The organism is Pseudomonas sp. BIGb0558, assembly GCF_024807515.1.
In the GTDB taxonomy this organism is placed as follows: Bacteria; Pseudomonadota; Gammaproteobacteria; order Pseudomonadales; family Pseudomonadaceae; genus Aquipseudomonas; species Aquipseudomonas yamanorum_A.
In genome coordinates, this window is the sequence record NZ_JANUEW010000066.1 from 1 (window position 1) to 20,577 (window position 20,577).

Consider the following 20,577-nt stretch of genomic DNA (forward strand, 5'->3'; position numbering starts at 1 on the left):
GAGGGAGCTTGCTCCCGCTGGAGTGCGCAGCGCTCCCAGGATTTTGGGGCCGCTGCGCAGCCCAGCGGGAGCAAGCTCCCTCGCCACAGCAAGCCCCCTCACCACAACAAGCTCCCTTCCCACAGCAAGCTCCCTCTCCACAGGGATAAAATTAAGGAGCCTTGAAAACCACTTGCTGCACATCGACCTTTTTCGGGATCAGGCCGTTGGCAAAAAAAGCATCCGCCGTGCCTTGCTGGGTGGCGATGTCCGTCGCGTTCAGTGGCCGGCTTGGCGTCGGCGAGCGGTGCTGGAAGTAACTCTCCACCACCGCCGGCTGCAGGCCCAGGGTCTTGGCCATCAGCGCGACGCTTTGGTCATGCTCGTCCAGGGACAACCGCTGCGCCTGGGCAAACACCTTGAGGATCGCCGCAATCGCCTGTGGGTGCTGCCTGGCAAACGGGCCGCTGGCGATGAAAAAACTGCCCGCCGGGTTCAGCCCCTGGCCATCCCCCAGCACCTTCGCCGAACCGTCTACCACGGCCGCCGAGTAGTACGGGTCCCACACTACCCAGGCGTCGACCTTGCCTTGTTCAAACGCGGCGCGACCGTCGGACGGCGACAGGTACACCACGTTCACGTCCTTCCATTGCAAGCCGGCACGCAGCAGGCTTTTGAGGAACAGGTTGTGGGCGCTGGAGCCCTTGAGCAGCGCCACGCGCTTGCCCTTGAGTTCGGCCACGCTTTTTACCGTGCTGTCCTTGGGCAGCAGGATGGCTTCGGTGCGACCGTCATTGGGCTCGACGCCGATGTACTGCATGTCGATCCCGGCCGCCTGGGCGAAGATCGGCGGGATGTCGCCGATGTTGCCGATGTCGATGCTGCCGCCGTTCAAGGCTTCGATCAGCGGCGGGCCGCCGAGGAATTCGATCCACTCGACCTTGGTGCCCGGCAGCCCCTGTTCGAACAGGTGATGCTCACGGGCGAGCACCATGCTCACCGAGCTTTTCTGGTAGCCGACGCGCAGGGTGGCCGGCTCTGCCGCCAGCAGAGGCCCGGCGCACAACGCCAACAGTGTGGCTGCGATGAGTTTGCGCATCAGAGACTCTCCTTGACCTTGGCCGCGACGTCCGCCGGCACCCATTGCTGCCAGACCTGTGGCTGTTCTTTGAGGAACGCTTCGGCCACCAGGCGTGGCGCGGTGCGTTTCTCGGCCATTTGCGCGAGGATGCCGTTGAGCAGGTCGATCGGCAGGTCGACCTTTTCAAAGAACGTCACCAGTTGCGGGTACTGCGCCTTGAACGGCGCCGACACGCCAATCGCCAGGTGCGCCGGCATCGAGCGGGTACCGATGGGGTGCGGGTTGTTGGCGTCGGCCAGGGTCTTCCAGGCTTCGGCGTTGAACGGTGGCTCTTCCAGTTTGATCAGCTTGAAACGGCCCAACAGCGGCGTGGGCGACCAGTAGTAGAACAGCACCGGCTTGCCGCGGCGGATCGACGAAGCCACCTCGGCATCCAGCGCCGCGCCGGAGCCGGTGCGGAAGTTGACGAAGCTGTCGGTCAGGCCATAGGCCTTGATTTTCTGGCTGTTGACGATCTCCGAGGTCCAGCCGGTGGGGCTGTTGAGGAAGCGCCCACGGGTCGGGTCTTCTGGGTCGCGGAACACGTCTTTGTAGCGGGCCAGGTCGGCCACGGATTTAAGCTCCGGGGCCAGGGGCTTGATGCCGCGTTCGGCGTCGCCCTTGATCACGTATTCCGGCACCCACCAGCCTTCGGTGGCGCCTTTGACCGTGTCGCCCAGGCCGAAGACCTTGCCTTCGCTTTCGGCCTTGACCCACGCCGGACTGCGCCCGGCCCATTCTTCGCCGATCACCTGGATATCGTCCTTGGCCAGGGCGGCCTCCAGGCTCACGGTGCTGCCGGGCAAGGTGTCGGTGGGCAGGCCGTAGCCTTTCTCGACGATCAGGCGCAGCACTTCGGTGATCAGGCTGCCGCTTTCCCAGGTGATGTCACCGAAGTGGATCGGTTTGACGGGTTCGGCGGCCGTGGCGGACTGGGCCAGGACGGTGAGTGCCAATAGCGAGCCACCGAGCAGGTTTTTTAGTGTTCTCATGAGTAGCCTCTTGGAGATTCAAAACAGGTCCAAAGTGGGCAGCTCCCACATTTGACCTCCACACCCTTCAAGATCAGGGTTTAAAAGTCATAACTGAGCCGCGTGTAGTAAAACGCCCCTTCCGGCGCCGTCGGCGACAGGTAGCTGTATTGCTGGCCCGGGGTCTGGCGCAAACGGGTGTTGTAGTCGTCAGGCTTGCTGTCGAACAGGTTGTTGACGCCCACCGACACCCGCAGTTGTTTGGTGAAGGCGTAGTTCACGTCCAGGTCGGTGGTCCATTGCGCGCCGAAGGTCTGGTCGTACTGGGCGTTGGCTTCGCTGGACGCATATTTGCGGTACTTGCCGTAACGGGTTTCGTTGAGGGCGATGGTCCATTGGTTGAGCTTGTGCACCGCGCCAAACACCAGTTTGTCTTCCGGGTAGCCGTGCTCCAGGAAGCCTCGGGATTCGCGGGTCAGCACTTCGAAACCGTTGGGGTTTTCGTGGACTTTCTCGATGGTGGTACGGGCCTTGGTGTAGCCCGCCGACAGGTTCAGGTTGCCGAACTGTTCAAGGTCCAGGTTGTACTTGCCCACGATGTCGACGCCGCGGGTGCGGGTGTCGGCGGCGTTGGTCATGAACTGCGCCCAGGAGTACTGGCCGTAGCCGGCATCCTTGAGGATCTGCTCGGCCAGCGGCCCGGAGATGCCGCCGCTGAACAGCAGGCGGTCACGAATCGAGATCTGGTAGGCGTCGATGGTCAGCGACGCCTGGTCGGTCGGGCGCAGCACCAGGCCCAGGGAGAGGTTGGTGGATTTCTCGGGCTTCAGCGGCTGGGCGCCCAGGGCGCGGGCGGCCGGGTTGTCGGCCGGCAGCATGCGGGTCAGCACCGGGTTGCCGTTGGCGTCGAGGTTGGTGGTGGTGGTCCAGGAGGTGCCGATCTGGCCCAGGCTGGGCGCGTGGTAGGCGTTGTTGACCGTGGCCCGCAGGCCGACTTTCGGGGTGAAGTCATAGCGCGCCGAGAGCTTGCCGGTGGTGGCTGAACCGAAGTCCGAGTAGTGCTCGGTACGCCCGGCGATGCCCACCTGAAGCTTGTCGGTGACCTGGTTTTCCAGGCCGAAGTACACGCCGCCCACATCACGCTTGAAGGTGCCTGCGTCGTCCGGGGTCAGGCCCGAAGCCTGCACGGCGCCCACCTGCACGCCGTCGATGCCGCCATAGGAGTAGGAATCGTAGTCGCCCGCCTCCAGCCGATATTGTTCATGCCGGTAGGCCACGCCCGCCGACACGGTGAGCGGATGGCTCGACCAGTCGACGTCCAGGTCCTTGGCGTAATCCAGGGTGATGTTGGTCTGGTCGTTGACCAGCGTGGCGACGTTGAACTTGGTCGGGCTGTTCAGGCCATAGCTCGGGTTGACCGTATTGAAGGCCAGTTCATCGTGCTCGTCGCGGCCATAGGTGGCGCTCAAATCGAAGCGGCCGATGCTCTCGTCTTCATAGCGGGTGCCGACGGTGATGGCACCGTCTTCATAGCGATAGCGGTATTTCGGGATGGTGCCGTTGGGGTAGATCCCGGCGACGTTGTTCGGGCTGCTGGCCAGCAGCGGCGGCGTGTTGTTCACCGAAGTGTCCTGGCCGAACGTGGCAAAACTGTAGAGGCGCCACTGGTCGTTCAGGCCGATTTCGGCGTTGGCCGCCAGGTTGTATTTGTCGCGCCCGGCACCGCCCCAGCGCGGGTCTTGTACCTGGCCGTCGGCGACGTATTTGTCGCCGATGTCATCGGGTTTGTTGTTCAGGGTGTTGAAGCTCAGGGTCAGGAAACCGTCCCCCGGCAAGCCGATGCCGTACCAGCCGTCGGTGGTTTTGCTGAAGCCATCGCCCTGGGCGTACTTGCCCAGTTGGGTGTTGATGCCGCCGCCGCTGTCGCGCTCCTTGAGCACGATGTTGACCACACCCGCCACCGCGTCAGACCCGTATTGCGCCGAGGCACCATCGCGCAGCACTTCGACGTGGTCGATGGCGCTGATGGGGATCATGTCCAGGTCCACCGGCTGCGCGCCAATGAACGGCACGCCGCCGGAAATGTTCACCACTGCCGAGGTGTGCCGGCGCTTGCCGTTGATCAGCACCAGGGTCTGGTCGGGCGACAGGCCGCGCAGGGACGCGCCTTTGGGATCTTGCCCGCGGGTGGCGCTGTTGTTCTGTGGAAAGTTGAACGAGGGCAGCAACTGGAACAGCGCCTGGTTAAGGCTGGTGGCGCCGGTTTGCTTGAGTTCTTCGGCGTTGATCACATCCACCGGGGCGCTGCTGGTGAGGGCCGTGGCGTCGCTGCGCCGGGTGCCAATGGCAACCACGCGGTCGAGGGTCGGCGCCTGGGCTTCGGCGGTTTGCGCCTTGATGTTGTTGCTGGCAGGCAGCGCTTTGGCGCCTTCCTTGATGATGAACGCCCCGTCCGGGCTGACCTGCACTTGCAGGCCGGTGCCCTTGAGCGCGGCGTCTACCGCCTGTTGCGCCGACAGCGAACCGTCGACACGGGCGGAGGAATAGTTGCCCAACTGCGGCGTGAAGGAAATCACCTGGCCGCTCTGACGGCTGATGTTCAGCAGCACTTCATCCAGCGGGCCGGGTGCAATATGGTAGACCTGCCGCGCGTCTTCGGCGCTGGCAGCGAACGACAGGAACAGGCTGGCCAACGGCACCAGGGCAAAGGTTCGAAGCGGTGTACGGTTGAATGGGTTCATGTTGGCTCCCCCCAATGAAACTCCTGGGCGCTGCTCCCCGCAGCGCCTACGGGAGTGATGTGGGATGGCCGGGGCAAAACTTGCAGATCGTTTGGTTATGTCGTTAGAACCGACCTTTGGACGCGACTCGATCAAATGTGGGAGCTGTCGAGCTTTAGCGAGGCTGCGATGGGATCGACTCGGTGCAACTGCGGCACCGAGGTGTCTGCATCGCAGGCAAGCCAGCTCCCACATTGACCGAGGCGAACCGTTTTTATGTGGCACTGACAGTCACCCACAAGCCGGTCCGGCGGGTGATATGGATCGGCAGGGTGCGAGCCAGGGTGTCGAGGATCTGGTCGGGGTTGTCGAGGCGATACAGACCGCTGACCCGCAAGCCTGCCACCGCCGGATCGAGGCGCAGCACACCATTGTGGTAAGGGCGCAACGCATCGATCACCTCCACCAGCGGGCGATCGCGCACTTGCAGGAAACCGTCGATCCACGCCGTCGCACCCGAGGAACTGGCGAGCACCGGGCCGAAGCCGAAGCGGTCGTAAGTCACCTCGTGCCCGGCCTCCAGTTGCAGGCGCTCGCCGTTCTGGCCGTCGATCTCCAGGGCGCCGTTGAGCGCAACAATGTGGCCCTGCCCTTCGCGCTCGCGCAGCAACAGGCGATTGCCCAAGGCATGCAGCCGGGCTTGATCGGTCTGGATGAAAAACGGTCGGTTGCTGTCCCTGGCAATCTTCACCAGCAACTCGCCGTCACGCAGGCGGACGACGCGCCGTTGCGGGTCGAATTGAATGTCGGCGGCGCTGCGGGCGTTGAGCAGCAACTCACTGCCATCAGCCAATTCCACGGTGCGCCGCTCGCCGGTGCCGGTGCGAATGTCGGCGGTCAAATCTTCCACCATCGGCCGGGCCAGCCAGCCGGCGCCGAGCATCAGACCGGCGCCCACCAGGGCACCGCGCAATACCGTGCGGCGACTGGAGGGCGCGTCCAGTGCCTGCTGCAACACCTTGCCGCTGACACCTTGGGCCTGGGGAATCTGAAACACGCCGAGGCGGGTTTCCAGTTGTTGGCACAAGGCTTCGTGGCGCGGGTCTGCGGCGCGCCATTGGTGGTAGCGCTGCCAGTCGGCCGCACTCGCCTCGCCGGAGCGCAGCAACACCACCCAGCGGGTGGCGCTGTCGATAAGTTCGTCGCTCATTCCAGGCACAGCCGCAGGCAGCGATTGACGGCGCGGGTCATGTAGTCGCTGACCGAGCGTTGGGAGATGCCCAGCTCGGCCGCGATTTGCGGGTAGGTCAGGCCATTGAGTTGCGACAGCAGGAAGGTCGCCTTGACCTTGGCCGGCAAGCCGTCGAGCAACTGGTCGATGGCCTGCAGGGCTTCGAGCATTTGCGCCAGATCCTCAGGGGATGGCGCGGGCGAGGTTTCGTCCTGGTCGAGGGCGTCGAGGTAGGCACGCTCCAGGTCACGCCGGCGCCACAGTTGGTACATCAGGCGCTGGGCGATGGTGGTGAGCAAGGCGCGGGGCTGGCGAATCGGCGCCACACCCGGGGAACTCAGGAGTTGGACGAAGGTGTCGGCGGCGATGTCTTCGGCGTGGGCACGGGAATCGAGATGGCGGTGCAAACGGCTGCACAGCCAGTCGTAATGACTGCGGAATAATCCGCCCACGTAGTCGCTGTGAGAAGTATCGGCGCCGGACATAGTGGCTCCATCTGAGTAGGTTGCGCGTTATGTCCGGTGTTCCGGTGGAGCGATCCTAGCAAGGCTGCTTATTCTTTAATAATATTTAAAAGGTATTTTTATATAACCTTATTCAAGCTTCGGATAACCCAGGGCTTCGGCCTGCTGCCGGTAATCCAGCAGCACCTGGTAATCGGCTTCGGTGGCGGGCAGCACTTCGTGTACGCCGAGGGTTTGCACCACGTCGGGCAAGTCCTGCAAGGCCAGGTTCATGGCTTCGCGCAGGGCTTCACTTGAGCCGAGCACGCTGATGTAAGGCAGCGTCGGGCTGGGCGCACTGCGGCTGACGATCCGCAGCCCGGCCACTTCCTCTGGCGCAAAGCGGGCGAGGTAGTCGAAGGTCACGCTGTCGATGGCGGCCAGGTCCGCACGGCCTTCCCGCAGCCAGCGCAGGCTTTCGCGATGGGCGCCGCTGATGCCCACCTCGGCAAAGAACCGGCCGCCCTGCTGCAACGGCGCCAGACGTTCGCGCAGCAGGTTCATGCCGCTGTTGGAGTCGTGGCCGTTGATCACGCCGCGGCTGTCGTAGAAGTCGGCCAAGGCGGTGCGCGGGTTGTCGTCGCGGGTCAGCAGCAGGCTGCAATGCTCGCCGGCGCTGCTGTGGGCCAGCTCGTAGCGCGGGCGGCCGATGACCTGGACTTGCCCGCGCAGCTCGGTCATCAGCGGGTAGCCGCAGGTTTGCGTCAGCAGCAATTCGGGGGCGCGCCACAGGCTGCGCAGGTCGAGGTGATCGGCATGGCGGCGGGTCGCGCCCAGGCGTTCAAGAATGCGCGAAAGCCAACGTTCGTTGGCCTGTTGCACCTGCTGCGGCGCCACGTACATCAGCAGTTCGGCGTAGCGGTCACTCATGGTCGTCTCTCAAGCAAAGGGGTGCCGTGGGCTGTCGATGGCCTTGAGCCCGTGGCGGCCGATCAACTGGCCGTAACCTTGCACCAGGAACCCGCCGCTGCGCGCCACCCATTGTTCGCGGCGCGCGCGGTAGACGGTGGGCAGCAAATACCACGGCAGCTTGGGCAAGTCGTGATGCACCAGGTGCAGGTTGTTATTGAGGAACAGCCAGGTCCACGGCCAGGCGGCTTCGTTAAGCACTGTGCGCTGTTCCGGTTGTGGGTGCGGACGGTGTTCATAGTAGGAACGGATCGCCGCCACCGACAAGGCCGGCACGCTGACCAGCGCCACGTAGTGCCACACCGGCAGCACGCTGTACTGGGCGATGAAGGCCAGCATCAACGCGGTCACCGCGCCATGGCTCAACCACATCAACCACGCCTGGCGCTGGCCCTGGCGCAGGCGCCTGAACTCGTTGCGCGCCAGCTTCCACAGCGCCAGCGGCGAACCCAGCAGGAAGCGCCCGACCACGGTCTTGGTCAGCCAGTGCAAGGTGCGCTCGAACAGCGAACTGGCGTCCCACTGCTGCTGTTTCAGGTAGCGGCTTTCCGGATCGACGCCGGGCACCGTCAGGTCTTCGTCGTTGTGGTGCACCAGGTGGCAGTTGCGGTACAGGGTGTAGGGGTACCAGACGGCAAACGGCGCGTAGCCGAGGACTTTGTTCAGGGCGTTGAAGCGGGTGGGATGGCCGTGCAGGAGTTCGTGTTGCAGAGACATCCACAGCGCCACCAGCGGGATCAACAAGGCGGTGCTCAACCAAAGGCCAAGCCAGTGGCTGCCGAGGATCACGGCAAACCAGCCGGCATACACGCCGATCAACAGCAGCCAGGTCGGCCACTCGGTGCGGGCAGTCAAGGTACGGCCCAGGGCTTCGATTTCGAGGCTGTGGGTTTCATCAAGGTAGTTGGACATCGGCAGCTCAGGGCAGGCGTGGCCGACGAAAAAGTCGGCTTCATCCTGCTCTGTGCAATGGGGCGGGAAAATCTTGCAGATCGTTTGGTGCTGAGCTTAGAACTTAATGACCGAACAGATTGCTGTCGGTTTTCTTGGCCTTTTTGTCGGCGCGTTTTTCATCGGCGGTCTTTGCCGGTTTCTTCTTGTCAGCTTTCTTGGAATTCAGACCTTTGGCCATGATGCGTGCTCCACTTACAGGGGATGTAACACTGGGTATAACACCTATTGACCAGCAGAAGGCGCTTTGCCCGACTTATAATCCGCAGCCCCGGAACCTGTGTGTTTGAAAACCATGCCCGAGTTGCACATCGATCGACTGGCAGAGCCATTGTGGCCGCTGCTGAACAAGTTTTACCGCAGCCACAACTCACCGATGAAAGCCCTCAAGGGCGGCCAGTTGTGGGTGGCCAAGGGCAGCGAGATTGTCGCGGGCCTGTGCCTCACGCCGGTGGTGGGCGGGCAATGGCTGACCGGCTTGTTTGTCGACCCGGCGTTGCGTGGCCAGGGGCTGGCAACGCGGCTGATACAGGGCGCCGCTGCCGGCGTCGAGGGCACGCTGTGGCTGCTGTGCCATCCGGAGCTGGAAGGCTTTTACCAGCGCCTCGGTTTTACCCAGGACACCGTGCTCCCGCAGTCCTTGTCGGAGCGCCTGGTACGTTACAAACGCAACAAGCCCATGATCGCCATGGGCTTAGAACCGTTGGTGAGGTCGACCTTCAATAAAGTGTGATCAGCGGTCGCGGGCCCCATGCTAGCCTCGGCGGCACCAGCGGCCCATTACAGGATGATCATGAAAGCGACCCTTGCAGCCTTATCCCTTGCAGCCCTCCTCGCCCCGGCCTTGAGCCAGGCAGCCCAAACCCCGGTTTCCGCCGAGCAATATGCAACCGTGCTCGCCGGCAGCTGGCGTGTACCGGCCAACAGCGCGCGGGATGTTTATCGTCATCCCCAGCAGACGTTGGAATTCTTTGGTCTGCGGGCTAACCAGACGCTGATCGAAATCACCCCAGGTGGCGGCTGGTACAGCGAAGTGCTGGCGCCGCTGCTCAAGGACAACGGCCATTACATCGCAGCGGTGCAGGCGCCGAGCAGCAGTGCTTATGCGCGTACGTCAGAGGAAAACCTGAAGAAGAAATTCGCCGCAGACCCGGTGCATTATTCCAAGGCCGGCTTTGCCGAGTTCGACCCCAAGGCGCCGGTGCTGGGCAAGCCAGGCTCGGCGGACACCGTGCTGACCTTTCGCAACGTGCATAACTGGGTGATGGCGGATACGGCGCCGGCGATGTTCCAGGCATTCTTCAAGGTGTTGAAACCAGGCGGCGTGCTGGGGGTGGTGGATCACCGGGCCAAGGACGGGGCGTCACTGGAAGACATCAAGCACAGCGGGTACCTGACCACCGCGTATGTGGTGAAACTGGCGACTGACGCGGGGTTCAAGCTTGAGGGGCAGAGCGAGGTGAATGCCAACCCGAAAGACACCAAGGATTACCCGGATGGCGTCTGGACCTTGCCGCCGGCGTTGACGTTGGGGGAGAAGGACAAGGCGAAGTATGTGGCGATTGGTGAGTCGGACCGGATGACGTTGCGGTTTGTGAAGCCCGCAAAATAAACCACACCGTCTGTGATGAGAGAGCTTGCTGTGGCAAGGGAGCTTGCTGTGTGGAGGGAGCTGCTGTGGCGAGGGAGCTTGCTCCCGCTGGAGTGCGAAGCGCTCCCAAAAATCTTGGGGCCGCTACGCAGCCCAGCGGGAGCAAGCTCCCTCGCCACACCAAGCTCCCTCACCACAGCAACTCCCTCCACACAGCAAGCTCCCTCACCACAGGGATCGCCGGTTATTCGTCTGCCGTCGGATCCATATCCGGGAACATCACTTCGATAAACCCGAACTTGCTGAAATCAGTAATCCGCGACGGGTACAACCGGCCGATCAGGTGATCGCATTCGTGCTGTACCACACGCGCATGGAAGCCCTCGGCAATCCGCACAATCGGCTCGCCCTTGGGGTCAAACCCTTCGTAGCGAATCTGCTGGTAACGGTCCACCGCACCACGCAAGCCAGGCACCGACAGGCAACCTTCGTAACCCTCTTCCAGCACCGGGCTGAGCGGCGTGATCAGCGGGTTGATCAGGATGGTCTGGGGCACGGCGGGCGCGTCCGGGTAGCGCTCGCTGCTCTCGAATCCGAAGATCACCAGTTGCAGGTCCACACCTATCTGCGGCGCGGCCAGGCCGACGCCACCGACGTGTTCCATGGTCTGGAACATGTCGTCAATCAGTTGCCACAGCTCGGGGCTGTCGAACATTTCCGGCGGAACCGGCGGGGCAATGCGCAGCAGGCGCTCATCGCCCATTTTCAGGATTTCACGGATCATCGATCAGACTTCGTCGGTAGTGGGCTTGAGTGAGTGGTCCCGGCCAAGGCCTGAGACATGTTGTTTGTCGTCGTGCTCGCCAAAGTCCTTTTCACCAGGGTCCTTGCCTTCAGCCGACATGTGTTCGATCACCGCGTTCATCTCCGCCCCCAGCAACAGCACGGCGGCGGAAATGTAGAAGTACAGGAGCAACACAATGATCGCGCCGATACTGCCATACATGGCGTTGTAGTCGGCAAAGGTTTTGACGTAGTAGCCAAACCCCAGGGAAGCGATGATCCAGACCACCACCGCCAGCACCGAACCCGGGGTGATGAAGCGGAATTTCTGCTTCACGTCAGGCATCACGTAGTACATCAAGGCCACGGCGAACATCAGCAGGATCACGATCAGCGGCCAACGCAGGATGGTCCACAACGTGACCACGAATTCCTGCATGCCGATCTGCCCCGCCAGCCATTCCATCACCTGCGGCCCGAGCACCATCAAGGCGGCGGCGGCCAACAGCATGCCGGCGATGCCGATGGTGTAGAACACCGACAGCGGGAAACGCTTCCAGATCGGCCGGCCTTCCACCACGTCGTAGGCGGCATTCATCGCGCTCATCATCAGGCGCACACCCGCCGAAGCGGTGTACAGCGCAATCACGATACCGACGGACAACAGGCCGCCCTTGGATTGTTGCAACTGGTCGATCACCGGGTTGACCTGCTCCAGGGCCTGGGGCGGCAACACCAGTTCCGACTGCATGCGCAGCCAGGTGAAGAAGTCCGGCAGGTGCAGGAAACCGATCAGGGCAATCAGGAACAGCAGGAAGGGAAACAGCGAGAACAGCATCTGGTAGGCCAGTGCCGAGGCGTACGTCGGCATTTCGTCATCGACGAATTCTTTGACGGTGCGCACCAGCACTTTGTGCAGGGGCAAGCCTTGTAATACCGGAAAAATCATAGCGTCTCCTTTCGCCGCAAAAAAGATGAGTTAGTGGGCGACTCAGGGGCCGTTTACTACATCAAGGTAGCCCATTTGGCGACCTCGAAACAATTTCCAAACTTTAATTACCGCAGGTGACACAAAAACGGCCATCCGTGGATGGCCGTCGGGCTGCTGGAGTGCAGTCAGCCGGGTCGGGACTATTTGACCGCTTTCTTTACCGCGTCCTTGGTGTCGCCGACGGCTTTTTGCACTTCGCCTTTCTTTTCCTGAACCACGCCTTCAGCCCGCAATTTGTCATTACCGGTGACTTTGCCAACACCTTGCTTGATGTTGCCAACGGCCTCGTTCGCCAAACCTTTTGCCTTATCCGATGTGCTACTCATGGTATTTCTCCTGGGAACAATCAAGGATTTTGGTCACTACGTAGAGGTTGACCCTGGGCCTTTCCCGAGAGTTTCAATTATTTTTTGAGCGGCATTTCATCGCGGCGTACAGGTTTGGCTTTATGTTTTGCAGCCAACCCACGAGAATGCCGGGCACATCCAGGCGCAAGCGCTGGATAACAGATCCCGTAGGAAGGTTATGAAACTCAATAAAGCACAGGCCATTGCCCGCAGAAACCAGGAACTGGGCGGTGCCGTACTCGGCGTCAACAACTGCCACTTCACCGACCTGGACCGCAAACGCAACATCTGGTGGTTCGACCTGCCGGTGGGCCGGATTGCCGTGGGCCAGTACGAGTGGATTCACTTGCTGATGCACAATGCCGAAAGCGACCAGTTGTTGCACTTGAAGGTGCCAACGGTGTTTTTGCGCGAGAAGCTTGAAGGTCTGGTGGTGCGCAATGCTGGCAAGCGCAAGCCGGAGATCACCCTGGAGCTGAGTGCCGACAAGGATTCGTTCCTCAAGGATGTACGCCCGGCCGGTGCTGGCGTGAGCTTTGCGCAGTTCATGCTGTAGAAACATGGTTTAGAACTGTGGGAGCTGGCTTGCCTGCGATAGCGGTGGGTCAGCTCACACTGCTGTGACTGGCCCACCGCTATCGCAGGCAAGCCAGCTCCCACATTTGGATTGCATTTCAAGTGGTGGAATCAGCGTTCAATAAAAAGCCCCGCATCTGCGGGGCTTTTTGTTGTGGGGCGAATTACTTCTTCAGACCCAGCTTCTTCAGCTCTTCATCCCGCAGTTCACGGCGCAGGATCTTGCCCACGTTGGTGGTCGGCAGTGCATCGCGGAACTCCACGGCCTTGGGCACCTTGTAGCCGGTGACGTTGGCGCGCATATGCTCCATCACCTGGTCTTTGGTCAGGGTGGCGCCCGGCTTGACCACGATGAAGATCTTGATGTGTTCCCCGGACTTCTCGTCCGGCACACCGATGGCCGCACATTGCAGCACGCCCGGCAGGCCCGCCAGCACGTCTTCCAGCTCGTTGGGGTAAACGTTGAAACCGGAGACCAGGATCATGTCCTTCTTGCGGTCGACAATGCGCATGTAGCCATCCGGCTGGATGATCGCGATGTCACCGGTCTTCAGCCAGCCTTCGCTGTCGAGGATCTCGGCGGTGGCTTCGTCGCGCTGCCAGTAGCCTTTCATCACTTGCGGGCCCTTGACGCACAGCTCGCCCACTTCCCCCAGCGCCAACTCCACGCCGTCATCGGTGATGACCTTGCACAGGGTCGACGGCACCGGAATGCCGATGGTGCCGATCTGGATGTTCTGGATCGGGTTCACGGTGGCCACCGGGCTGGTTTCGGTCATGCCGTAACCTTCACAGATGGAGCAGCCGGTGACGGCTTTCCAACGCTCGGCCGCGGCCAGTTGCAGGGCCATGCCGCCGGACAGGGTAACTTTCAGCGCCGAGAAATCCAGCTTGCGGAAGGCGTCGTTGTTGCACAGGGCAACAAACAGGGTGTTCAGGCCGACAAAGCCGCTGAACTTCCACTTCGACAGTTCCTTGACCATCGCCGACAGGTCGCGCGGGTTGCTGATCAGGATGTTGTGGTTGCCGATCAGCATCATCGCCATGCAATGAAAGGTGAAGGCATAGATGTGGTACAGCGGCAGCGGGGTGATCAGGATCTCGCAGCCTTCATTGAGGTTGGAGCCCATCAGCGCCTTGCACTGCAGCATGTTGGCCACGAGGTTGCGGTGGGTCAGCATCGCGCCCTTGGCCACGCCGGTGGTGCCACCGGTGTATTGCAGCACGGCGACTTCGTCGCTGGCGGGGCTGACTTCGTTGATCGGCTGGCCGTGGCCCTTGGCCAATACGTCGTTGAACTTGATCGCCTTGGGCAAGTGATACGCCGGGACCATCTTCTTCACGTACTTGATGACGCTGTTGATCAGCAGGCGCTTGAGCGGCGGCAACAGGTCGGCGACTTCGGTGACGATCACGTGCTTGACGGAGGTCTTGGGCACGACTTTTTCAGCCAGGTGCGCCATGTTGGCCAGGCAAACCAGCGCCTTGGCACCGGAGTCGTTGAATTGGTGTTCCATTTCCCGCGCGGTGTACAGCGGGTTGGTGTTGACCACGATCAAGCCGGCGCGGATGGCACCGAACACAGCGACCGGGTACTGCAGGACGTTGGGCAGCTGCACGGCGATTCGATCACCGGGCTGCAAGTCGGTATGCTGTTGCAGGTAGGCGGCAAAGGCACCAGACAGTTCGTACAGCTCACCGTAGGTGAGTGTCTTGCCCAGGTTGCTGAAAGCCGGTTTGTTGGCGAAGCGCTGGCAGGACTGTTTCAGTACCGCCTGAATATTCTGATACTCGTCTGGATTGATTTCTGCAGCAATCCCGGCGGGGTACTTATCCTTCCAAAAGTCTTCGATCATGGAAGCCCACTCCTCAGCGACGCGAATTCATTCATCGCATTTGATGCGATTATTATTTGTTTGTTTTTGGGTGAGTCTGGCGGTTAAAAGCAGGCCAAGAGGTCACAAAGCGCGCCGAGAGTAGCAGCTTTGCCAAGGGCCGCCTAGAGCCAAAAGAGGCCCCTACGGTCATAAACATGACTCAAGAATATCTAATGGTCACTTTTAGAGCAAAGATTCTATAGCGCAAAAAAAGGCTCTGGAATGGGCTCTACAGGGCGAAAAAAACAATGTGGGAGCTGGCTTGCCTGCGATGGCATCACGGCGGTGTACCTGATACACCGAGGTGCCTGCATCGCGGGCAAGCCCGGCTCCCACACAAGCCAGCTCCCACCTTTTTGACGCTGTTTCAGATCAGGCTATGTCGCGCAATTCCCTGCGCAAGATCTTGCCCACCGGCGTCATCGGCAACGAGTCACGCAACACAATGTGCTTGGGCACCTTGTAGCCGGTGAAGTTGGCCTTGCAGTAGGTCTTCAGTTCTTCAAGGCTCACGCCCTGGGCACGCGCCACCACAAACAGCTTCACCGCCTCGCCGGTACGCTCGTCCGGCACGCCGATCACCGCGCAACTGGCCACCGCCGGATGCGCCATCACCACGTCTTCGATCTCGTTGGGGTACACGTTGAAACCCGAGACGATGATCAGGTCCTTCTTGCGATCAACGATGCGCACAAAGCCATCCGGGTCGATCACCGCAATGTCGCCGGTCTTGAGCCAGCCTTCGGCGTCCAGCGTCTCGGCGGTCGCCACCGGTTGCTGCCAGTAGCCTTTCATCACCTGCGGGCCCTTGATGCACAGCTCGCCCCGCTCGCCCAGCGGCAGCTCCGCGCCGTTGTCATCGATGATCTTCATCGCCGTGCCCGGCACCGGAATACCCACGGTGCCCAGCTTGGATTTGCCGCCATACGGGTTGGTGCTGGCCACCGGTGAGGTTTCGGTCAGGCCGTAGCCTTCGCCAATCGCGCAGCCGGTGAGTTGCTGCCAGCGTTCGGCCGTGGCCTTGACCAGCGCGGTGCCGCCGGAGTTGGTGAGCTTGAGGTGGGAGAAATCCAGGGTCTTGAAATCCGGGTGGTCCATCAGTGCCACAAACAGCGTGTTGAGCCCCAGCAGGCCGGTGAAGCGCCACTTTTTCAGCTCCTTGATAAAGCCGCCGATGTCCCGGGGATTGGTGATGAGTACGTTGTGGTTGCCCGACACCATCATGCACATGCAATTCGCGGTGAAGGCATAGATGTGGTACAGCGGCAGCGGCGCCACCATCACCTCCTGCCCTTCCTTGATCAGTGGATGGCCGTCGTCGCCCAGCTGCGACATGCACGCCCGCACCTGCTGCATATTGGCTACCAGGTTGCCGTGGGTGAGCATCGCGCCCTTGGCCAGGCCGGTGGTGCCGCCGGTGTATTGCAGCACCGCGATGTCGTCGAGGGTCACCGGGTGGCGGTTGAGGGCCTGGCCGGCGCCCATGCTCAGGGCGCGCTTGAAGGAAATGGCCTGCGGCAGGTTGTACGCCGGGACCATCTTCTTGACCTTGTCGACCACGGTGTTGATCAGCCAGCCCTTGGCGGCGGGCATGAAGTCGCCCATCTTCGCCTCGATCAGGTACTCGATCTCGGTGTCCTTGCTCACTTCTTCAACCCGCGAGCCAAACAGGTTCAGGTACACCAGCGCACGAATGCCGGCGTCCTTGAACTGGTGGCGCATTTCCCGCGGGGTGTAGAGCGGGTTGGTGTTGACCACGATCAGCCCGGCGCGCAAGGCACCGAACACGGCAATCGGATAATGCAGGACGTTGGGCATCTGCACCGCAATGCGATCACCTGGCTTGAGGTCGGTGTGCCATTGCAGGTAACCGGCGAACGCTGCGCTGCGGCGGTCCAGCTCGGCGTAGGTCAGGGTGATCCCCATGTTGCTGAACGCCGGACGATCGGCAAAGGTCTTGCAGGACCGCTCGAAGACTTCGATCACCGACTTGTAGGCGGTGAGGTCGATCTCGTTGGGCACCCCGGCCGCGCGTTTGTCATTCCAGAAATCAGGTTGCATTATTCTTGTCCTCTTACCTGAGTGGTCCGGCCGCTTTGAATGCTGCGATGAAAGCGGAGCTTTGGGGACGTTAGCAGCTATGGTCAATCAGGCAAATACAACAAGATGCGTCATTGATTGTGTGAATCTCCCCGCCAAGGCTTGCGCTGATCCAGCAGCCGCCGGCAGATGAGCGATACACTGCAACGACCCTGAGCAAAGGAAGCGCCATGAACCACACCACTTTCTGGCTGACCGCGAATGACCGCAGTCGGGTGTATGTCAACCAATGGCTGCCGGACGGACCGCCCAAGGCGCTGATCATGCTGGCCCACGGCATGGCCGAGCACAGTGGGCGCTATGCCCGCCTGGCCCAGGCGCTGTGTGACGCCGGTTACGGCCTGTACGCACCCGACCAGCGCGGCCACGGGCGTACTGCCGACGAAGGCACCCTGGGGCTGTTTGCCGAGAAAGATGGCTGGAACAAAGTGGTGGGCGACCTGGCGAGCCTCAACCAGCACATCGGCCAGCAGGCGCCGGGGGTGCCGATCATTCTGCTGGGCCACAGCATGGGCAGCTACATTGCCCAGGCTTACCTGCTGCACCACAGCGCGAGCCTCAACGGGGCGATTCTCAGTGGTTCTAACTTCCAACCGGTGGCGCTGTACGGTGCGGCCAAGGTGATTGCCCACGTTGAACGCTTGCGCCAGGGTTTGCGGGGGCGCAGTGCACTGATCGATTTCCTGTCATTTGGATCGTTCAACAAGGCGTTTAAACCCAATCGCACTGCTTTTGACTGGCTGAGCCGCGACCCGGCCGAGGTCGACAAGTACGTCAACGACCCGCTCTGCGGCTTTCGCTGCACCAACCAGCTGTGGATCGACCTGCTGGGTGGCTTGCAGCAAATCAGCAAAGCGTCCAATCTCGCTCAGATCGACCCGGGCCTGCCGATCCTGATAATGGGCGGCGAATGTGATCCGGTCAGTGAAGGCAAGCGTCTCAAAAGCCTGGCCAACGCGTTGCGTGAAGCCGGCTGCCAGAACCTGGAGCTGAGCATTTACCCGCAGGCGCGCCACGAATTATTCAACGAAACCAACCGTGATGCGGTCACAGCCGATGTGCTGGCGTGGCTGGCCCAGGCAGCAGTGCTGCGCCGCCCTACTCGCTGCGAATGATTTTTCGTTTAAAATCAACATTTTAAGTTTATTGATTAGCCACAGGATGCAGCATCTGATGACCCAGGTTACCAACACGCCTTACGAAGCCCTCGAAGTCGGCCAGACCGCCAGCTACAGCAAGACCGTCGAAGAGCGCGATATCCAGTTGTTCGCGGCAATGTCCGGCGACCACAACCCGGTGCACCTGGACGCCGAATTCGCCAAGGCGACCATGTTCAAGGAGCGCATTGCCCACGGCATGTTCAGCGGCGCCCTGATCAGCGCCGCGGTCGCTTGTGAGCTGCCTGGGCCCGGCACCATCTACATCGGCCAGCAAATGAGCTTCCAGAAGCCGGTAAAGATCGGCGACACCCTGACCGTGCGTCTGGAAATCCTCGAGAAGCTGCCGAAGTTTCGCGTGCGTATCGCCACCCGCGTGTTCAACCAGCGCGATGAGCTGGTGGTGGACGGCGAAGCCGAGATCCTGGCGCCGCGCAAGCAGCAGACCGTGACCTTGACCGAACTGCCGGCCATCAGCATCGGCTGACCCATCGCCCATGAAAAAGCCCCGCATCTGCGGGGCTTTTTTTATTCAGGCCGGGCTCAAGACTGAGCGCGTGCCTGGTTACGCAGGGCTTTCACCTGGTCGTGGTTGCGTTGCGCACCGTGGAACTGGCGCTCCACCAGGTCACGAATACCCAGCAGGTTATGCTTGTTGATCTTCTCGATCGCTTCTTTGTAAGCCTTCAGGGCATGGTCCTCACCGCGCTCGGCTTCGTTCAGCACAGCCTCTTCGTCTTTACCGGTGACCAGCGACTTCACGTCGACCCAGCCACGGTGCAAGGCACCGGCGACGCTACCGGATTTTTCCGGGTCGCCACCCAGGGCTTTAACGGCGGTCTGCAGTTCGGCAGCGGCGGTGGCGCAATCAGCGGAACGTTTGGCAAACAGGGCTTTGAGCTCTGGGTGCTTGATGTCTTCTGCGCAGGTCTTGAAGCCTTCCTGGCCGTCTTTGCTGGTCTCGATCAGGTCATTGAGTACGGAGATCGATTCTTTGTTGATATCAGTCATTTTTCAATTCCTTCGCGGGTTAAGAAACGTGTCTTAGTAATTGCAGCGCCCGTGCCAGCTTTTGAAAAACGAATTAATTCATATATTTCAACAAGTTATAGATTACCCGAAAATCTGTATCCGCTTTATTTGCATGATCTGTCATTTGGCCTCCATGCAGAATGCCTGTATTTTCCAAGGCATCGACTCAAACACCTGAAGCCCCAATGAACCCTGAAAAACTTGAACTGCTGATCACCCGCGAAATGCCCTTCGGCAAGTACAAGGGCCGGATCATTGCCGACTTGCCTGGCCCTTACCTGAACTGGTTTGCCCGTGAGGGTTTCCCCCACGGTGAGCTGGGCGGGTTGCTGGCACTGATGCAGGAAATCGACCACAACGGTTTATCCGAACTGCTGGAACCGCTACGCGCCAAACACGGCAAGCCCGCCCCTCGTCATTAATAGAGCACGCACATGGACAGTACCCGCGACGAACAACACTGGCACGCAATCGCCCAGCGCTACGACCTGGAGCCTGGCCCGATCAACCTCGAAAACGGTTACTTCGGGCGCATGAGCCGCGCGGTACTTGAGCAGTATCAGGACCACGTAGCCTTCATCAACCGCAGCAACTCGATCCATGTGCGCCAGCGTTTCGAGCAGGGCGAGAACGTCGAGATCCGTGACCAGTTGGCGCAATTGATGGAGGCCGACCCTGAAGCGATCGCCCTCACCCGCTGCGCTTCGGATGCGTTGCAGTCGCTGATCCGCAATTACAACCGTTTGCAGCCGGGCGACCAGGTGCTGATCAGCGACCTGGAATACGACACCGTGAAAGGCGCCATGCGCTGGCTGGCGAAGCATCGCGGGGTGGAGGTGGTCGAGATTGCCCACGAACATCCGGCCACTTTCGACAGCCTGGTGCAGACGTATCGTGATGCGTTCGTGCGCTACCCGCGTCTGAAATTGCTGGCGCTGACCTACGTGACCCACCGCACCGGGCTGGTGATGCCGGTGGAGGCGATTGCCACGGCGGCCCGGGAACACGGGGTGGATGTGATTCTGGACGGCGCCCATGCGTTGGGGCAGATCGAGTTCAACCTGGCGCAGTTGGGTATCGCGTTTGCCGGCTTCAACCTGCACAAGTGGATCGGTGCGCCGTTGACCCTGGGCTTTATCTACATCGACCCGCAACGGTTGGCGGACATTGATCCGGACATGGGTGAGTTTCACTACCCGGTCACCGATGTACGGGCCCGTACGCCGTACAGCACGCCGAATTTCCCGGCGCTGATGACCTTGCCGCTGGTGTTCGAAGAGCATCGTTTGCTGGGTGGGTCGAAGGCCAAGGGCGCGCGGCTCAATTACCTGCGGGATTTGTGGGTGAGTGAGGTGCGGCAGTTGCCGGGGATTGAAGTGCTGACGCCGGATGATCCACGGCTGTATTGCGCGATTACTTCGTTCAAGTTCACTGATCAGCCGGATCAGCAGGTGATGGCGGATCGGTTGCTCAAGGAATATGACCTGTTTACCACGACCCGCAGCGGGGCTTCGTTTGGCAGTTGTATTCGGGTGACGCCGGGGTTCTTGACGTCCGCGGCAGATATCCATGTGCTGATCAAAGCTATCACCGAGCTGAGTGCGACCTAGCGTGTATATCCGTTATTTAGGTAACGGCTTCTATTGGTTCCGCTCTTACAGCGGCTCACTTTTGAAAAGCGCAAAAGTAAGCAAAACGCTCTTGCCCCACCACTCGGCACCTCGCTTGGGCTCGGTGTG

At 61.1% G+C, this 20,577-nt stretch carries 20 protein-coding genes; 7 read left to right on the top strand and 13 right to left on the bottom strand.

The annotated features are described in order from the left end of the window. Positions 1-151: 151 nt before the first annotated feature. The 7 genes from M2400_RS32470 to M2400_RS32500 all read right to left on the bottom strand — a co-directional run bounded on the left by M2400_RS32470 (position 152) and on the right by M2400_RS32500 (position 8,345). Positions 152-1,078, bottom strand: coding sequence for an aliphatic sulfonate ABC transporter substrate-binding protein (locus M2400_RS32470; protein ID WP_259201272.1), 927 nt, complete (start codon positions 1,076-1,078; stop codon positions 152-154). Continuing rightward, positions 1,078-2,091, bottom strand: a complete 1,014-nt coding sequence (locus tag M2400_RS32475; RefSeq protein ID WP_259201273.1) for an ABC transporter substrate-binding protein — start codon at positions 2,089-2,091, stop codon at positions 1,078-1,080. The genes M2400_RS32470 and M2400_RS32475 overlap by 1 nt, the downstream gene beginning before the upstream one ends. A gap of 80 nt (positions 2,092-2,171) precedes the next feature. Then, complete coding sequence (locus tag M2400_RS32480) at positions 2,172-4,811, bottom strand: TonB-dependent receptor (RefSeq protein WP_177131154.1); 2,640 nt, start codon at positions 4,809-4,811, stop codon at positions 2,172-2,174. Between the two features lie 253 nt (positions 4,812-5,064). Then, entirely contained in the window at positions 5,065-6,000 is a 936-nt protein-coding gene (locus M2400_RS32485) for a FecR domain-containing protein (protein ID WP_259201274.1), read from the bottom strand. Next, entirely contained in the window at positions 5,997-6,506 is a 510-nt protein-coding gene (locus M2400_RS32490; RefSeq protein WP_177042829.1) for a sigma-70 family RNA polymerase sigma factor, read from the bottom strand. Before M2400_RS32490 ends, M2400_RS32485 begins: the two co-directional genes overlap by 4 nt. A 108-nt stretch (positions 6,507-6,614) precedes the next feature. Beyond that, positions 6,615-7,394: a phosphate/phosphite/phosphonate ABC transporter substrate-binding protein gene (locus M2400_RS32495; RefSeq protein WP_259201275.1), complete on the bottom strand. Its 780-nt coding sequence runs from the start codon at positions 7,392-7,394 to the stop codon at positions 6,615-6,617. A 9-nt stretch (positions 7,395-7,403) separates the two neighbouring features. After that, the gene (locus M2400_RS32500; RefSeq protein WP_259201276.1) at positions 7,404-8,345 is read right to left on the bottom strand and encodes a fatty acid desaturase; all 942 of its coding nucleotides are present in this window, start codon (positions 8,343-8,345) and stop codon (positions 7,404-7,406) included. A 334-nt stretch (positions 8,346-8,679) separates the two neighbouring features. Between M2400_RS32500 and M2400_RS32505 the strand changes: the two genes are divergently transcribed. Both M2400_RS32505 and M2400_RS32510 read left to right on the top strand, forming a co-directional pair. Continuing rightward, positions 8,680-9,117 (top strand): GNAT family N-acetyltransferase, encoded by a 438-nt coding sequence (locus tag M2400_RS32505; protein ID WP_259201282.1) that lies wholly within the window; start codon positions 8,680-8,682, stop codon positions 9,115-9,117. A 60-nt stretch (positions 9,118-9,177) separates the two neighbouring features. After that, positions 9,178-9,996, top strand: a complete 819-nt coding sequence (locus tag M2400_RS32510) for a class I SAM-dependent methyltransferase (protein WP_177078662.1) — start codon at positions 9,178-9,180, stop codon at positions 9,994-9,996. A 223-nt stretch (positions 9,997-10,219) separates the two neighbouring features. On the opposite strand, the gene def is transcribed toward M2400_RS32510, so the two are convergent. The 3 genes from def to M2400_RS32525 form a co-directional block, all read right to left on the bottom strand. Next, a complete protein-coding gene (gene def / locus M2400_RS32515) occupies positions 10,220-10,759 on the bottom strand; it encodes a peptide deformylase (protein WP_003213049.1) in 540 nt (179 codons plus the stop codon). A gap of 3 nt (positions 10,760-10,762) precedes the next feature. Next, a complete protein-coding gene (locus tag M2400_RS32520; RefSeq protein ID WP_177042825.1) occupies positions 10,763-11,707 on the bottom strand; it encodes a YihY/virulence factor BrkB family protein in 945 nt (314 codons plus the stop codon). A gap of 182 nt (positions 11,708-11,889) precedes the next feature. Continuing rightward, positions 11,890-12,075, bottom strand: a complete 186-nt coding sequence (locus M2400_RS32525) for a CsbD family protein (protein WP_003213044.1) — start codon at positions 12,073-12,075, stop codon at positions 11,890-11,892. Between the two features lie 199 nt (positions 12,076-12,274). On the opposite strand from M2400_RS32525, the gene M2400_RS32530 reads away from it, so the two are divergent. Continuing rightward, on the top strand, positions 12,275-12,652 hold the full coding sequence (locus tag M2400_RS32530; protein WP_177131163.1) for a hypothetical protein: 378 nt from the start codon (positions 12,275-12,277) through the stop codon (positions 12,650-12,652). A gap of 184 nt (positions 12,653-12,836) precedes the next feature. Here M2400_RS32530 and fadD1 read toward each other — a convergent pair whose 3' ends face one another. Together fadD1 and fadD2 are read right to left on the bottom strand one after the other, a co-directional pair. After that, complete coding sequence (gene fadD1 / locus M2400_RS32535; protein WP_177042823.1) at positions 12,837-14,528, bottom strand: long-chain-fatty-acid--CoA ligase FadD1; 1,692 nt, start codon at positions 14,526-14,528, stop codon at positions 12,837-12,839. A gap of 393 nt (positions 14,529-14,921) precedes the next feature. Further along, positions 14,922-16,610: a long-chain-fatty-acid--CoA ligase FadD2 gene (gene fadD2 / locus M2400_RS32540; protein ID WP_177042822.1), complete on the bottom strand. Its 1,689-nt coding sequence runs from the start codon at positions 16,608-16,610 to the stop codon at positions 14,922-14,924. Between the two features lie 209 nt (positions 16,611-16,819). Between fadD2 and M2400_RS32545 the strand changes: the two genes are divergently transcribed. Both M2400_RS32545 and M2400_RS32550 read left to right on the top strand, forming a co-directional pair. Next, complete coding sequence (locus M2400_RS32545; RefSeq protein WP_177042821.1) at positions 16,820-17,764, top strand: alpha/beta hydrolase; 945 nt, start codon at positions 16,820-16,822, stop codon at positions 17,762-17,764. Between the two features lie 58 nt (positions 17,765-17,822). Next, complete coding sequence (locus M2400_RS32550; protein WP_177042820.1) at positions 17,823-18,293, top strand: MaoC family dehydratase; 471 nt, start codon at positions 17,823-17,825, stop codon at positions 18,291-18,293. 56 nt (positions 18,294-18,349) lie between these two features. On the opposite strand, the gene M2400_RS32555 is transcribed toward M2400_RS32550, so the two are convergent. Continuing rightward, positions 18,350-18,817, bottom strand: coding sequence for a PA2169 family four-helix-bundle protein (locus M2400_RS32555; protein WP_177042819.1), 468 nt, complete (start codon positions 18,815-18,817; stop codon positions 18,350-18,352). Between the two features lie 206 nt (positions 18,818-19,023). Between M2400_RS32555 and M2400_RS32560 the strand changes: the two genes are divergently transcribed. Together M2400_RS32560 and M2400_RS32565 are read left to right on the top strand one after the other, a co-directional pair. Further along, positions 19,024-19,260, top strand: a complete 237-nt coding sequence (locus tag M2400_RS32560; RefSeq protein ID WP_003213031.1) for a DUF3820 family protein — start codon at positions 19,024-19,026, stop codon at positions 19,258-19,260. 12 nt (positions 19,261-19,272) lie between these two features. Next, the gene (locus M2400_RS32565) at positions 19,273-20,448 is read left to right on the top strand and encodes an aminotransferase class V-fold PLP-dependent enzyme (RefSeq protein ID WP_259201281.1); all 1,176 of its coding nucleotides are present in this window, start codon (positions 19,273-19,275) and stop codon (positions 20,446-20,448) included. The last annotated feature ends 129 nt before the right edge of the window (positions 20,449-20,577 follow it).

Excerpts from the sequence above, each read along its gene's own strand:
- M2400_RS32470 (WP_259201272.1), bottom strand. The coding sequence starts at position 1,078 with ATGCGCAAACTCATCGCAGCCACACTGTTGGCGTTGTGCGCCGGGCCT.
- M2400_RS32475 (WP_259201273.1), bottom strand. The coding sequence starts at position 2,091 with ATGAGAACACTAAAAAACCTGCTCGGTGGCTCGCTATTGGCACTCACC.
- M2400_RS32480 (WP_177131154.1), bottom strand. The coding sequence starts at position 4,811 with ATGAACCCATTCAACCGTACACCGCTTCGAACCTTTGCCCTGGTGCCG.
- M2400_RS32485 (WP_259201274.1), bottom strand. The coding sequence starts at position 6,000 with ATGAGCGACGAACTTATCGACAGCGCCACCCGCTGGGTGGTGTTGCTG.
- M2400_RS32490 (WP_177042829.1), bottom strand. The coding sequence starts at position 6,506 with ATGTCCGGCGCCGATACTTCTCACAGCGACTACGTGGGCGGATTATTC.
- M2400_RS32495 (WP_259201275.1), bottom strand. The coding sequence starts at position 7,394 with ATGAGTGACCGCTACGCCGAACTGCTGATGTACGTGGCGCCGCAGCAG.
- M2400_RS32500 (WP_259201276.1), bottom strand. The coding sequence starts at position 8,345 with ATGTCCAACTACCTTGATGAAACCCACAGCCTCGAAATCGAAGCCCTG.
- M2400_RS32505 (WP_259201282.1), top strand. The coding sequence starts at position 8,680 with ATGCCCGAGTTGCACATCGATCGACTGGCAGAGCCATTGTGGCCGCTG.
- M2400_RS32510 (WP_177078662.1), top strand. The coding sequence starts at position 9,178 with ATGAAAGCGACCCTTGCAGCCTTATCCCTTGCAGCCCTCCTCGCCCCG.
- def (WP_003213049.1), bottom strand. The coding sequence starts at position 10,759 with ATGATCCGTGAAATCCTGAAAATGGGCGATGAGCGCCTGCTGCGCATT.
- M2400_RS32520 (WP_177042825.1), bottom strand. The coding sequence starts at position 11,707 with ATGATTTTTCCGGTATTACAAGGCTTGCCCCTGCACAAAGTGCTGGTG.
- M2400_RS32525 (WP_003213044.1), bottom strand. The coding sequence starts at position 12,075 with ATGAGTAGCACATCGGATAAGGCAAAAGGTTTGGCGAACGAGGCCGTT.
- M2400_RS32530 (WP_177131163.1), top strand. The coding sequence starts at position 12,275 with ATGAAACTCAATAAAGCACAGGCCATTGCCCGCAGAAACCAGGAACTG.
- fadD1 (WP_177042823.1), bottom strand. The coding sequence starts at position 14,528 with ATGATCGAAGACTTTTGGAAGGATAAGTACCCCGCCGGGATTGCTGCA.
- fadD2 (WP_177042822.1), bottom strand. The coding sequence starts at position 16,610 with ATGCAACCTGATTTCTGGAATGACAAACGCGCGGCCGGGGTGCCCAAC.
- M2400_RS32545 (WP_177042821.1), top strand. The coding sequence starts at position 16,820 with ATGAACCACACCACTTTCTGGCTGACCGCGAATGACCGCAGTCGGGTG.
- M2400_RS32550 (WP_177042820.1), top strand. The coding sequence starts at position 17,823 with ATGACCCAGGTTACCAACACGCCTTACGAAGCCCTCGAAGTCGGCCAG.
- M2400_RS32555 (WP_177042819.1), bottom strand. The coding sequence starts at position 18,817 with ATGACTGATATCAACAAAGAATCGATCTCCGTACTCAATGACCTGATC.
- M2400_RS32560 (WP_003213031.1), top strand. The coding sequence starts at position 19,024 with ATGAACCCTGAAAAACTTGAACTGCTGATCACCCGCGAAATGCCCTTC.
- M2400_RS32565 (WP_259201281.1), top strand. The coding sequence starts at position 19,273 with ATGGACAGTACCCGCGACGAACAACACTGGCACGCAATCGCCCAGCGC.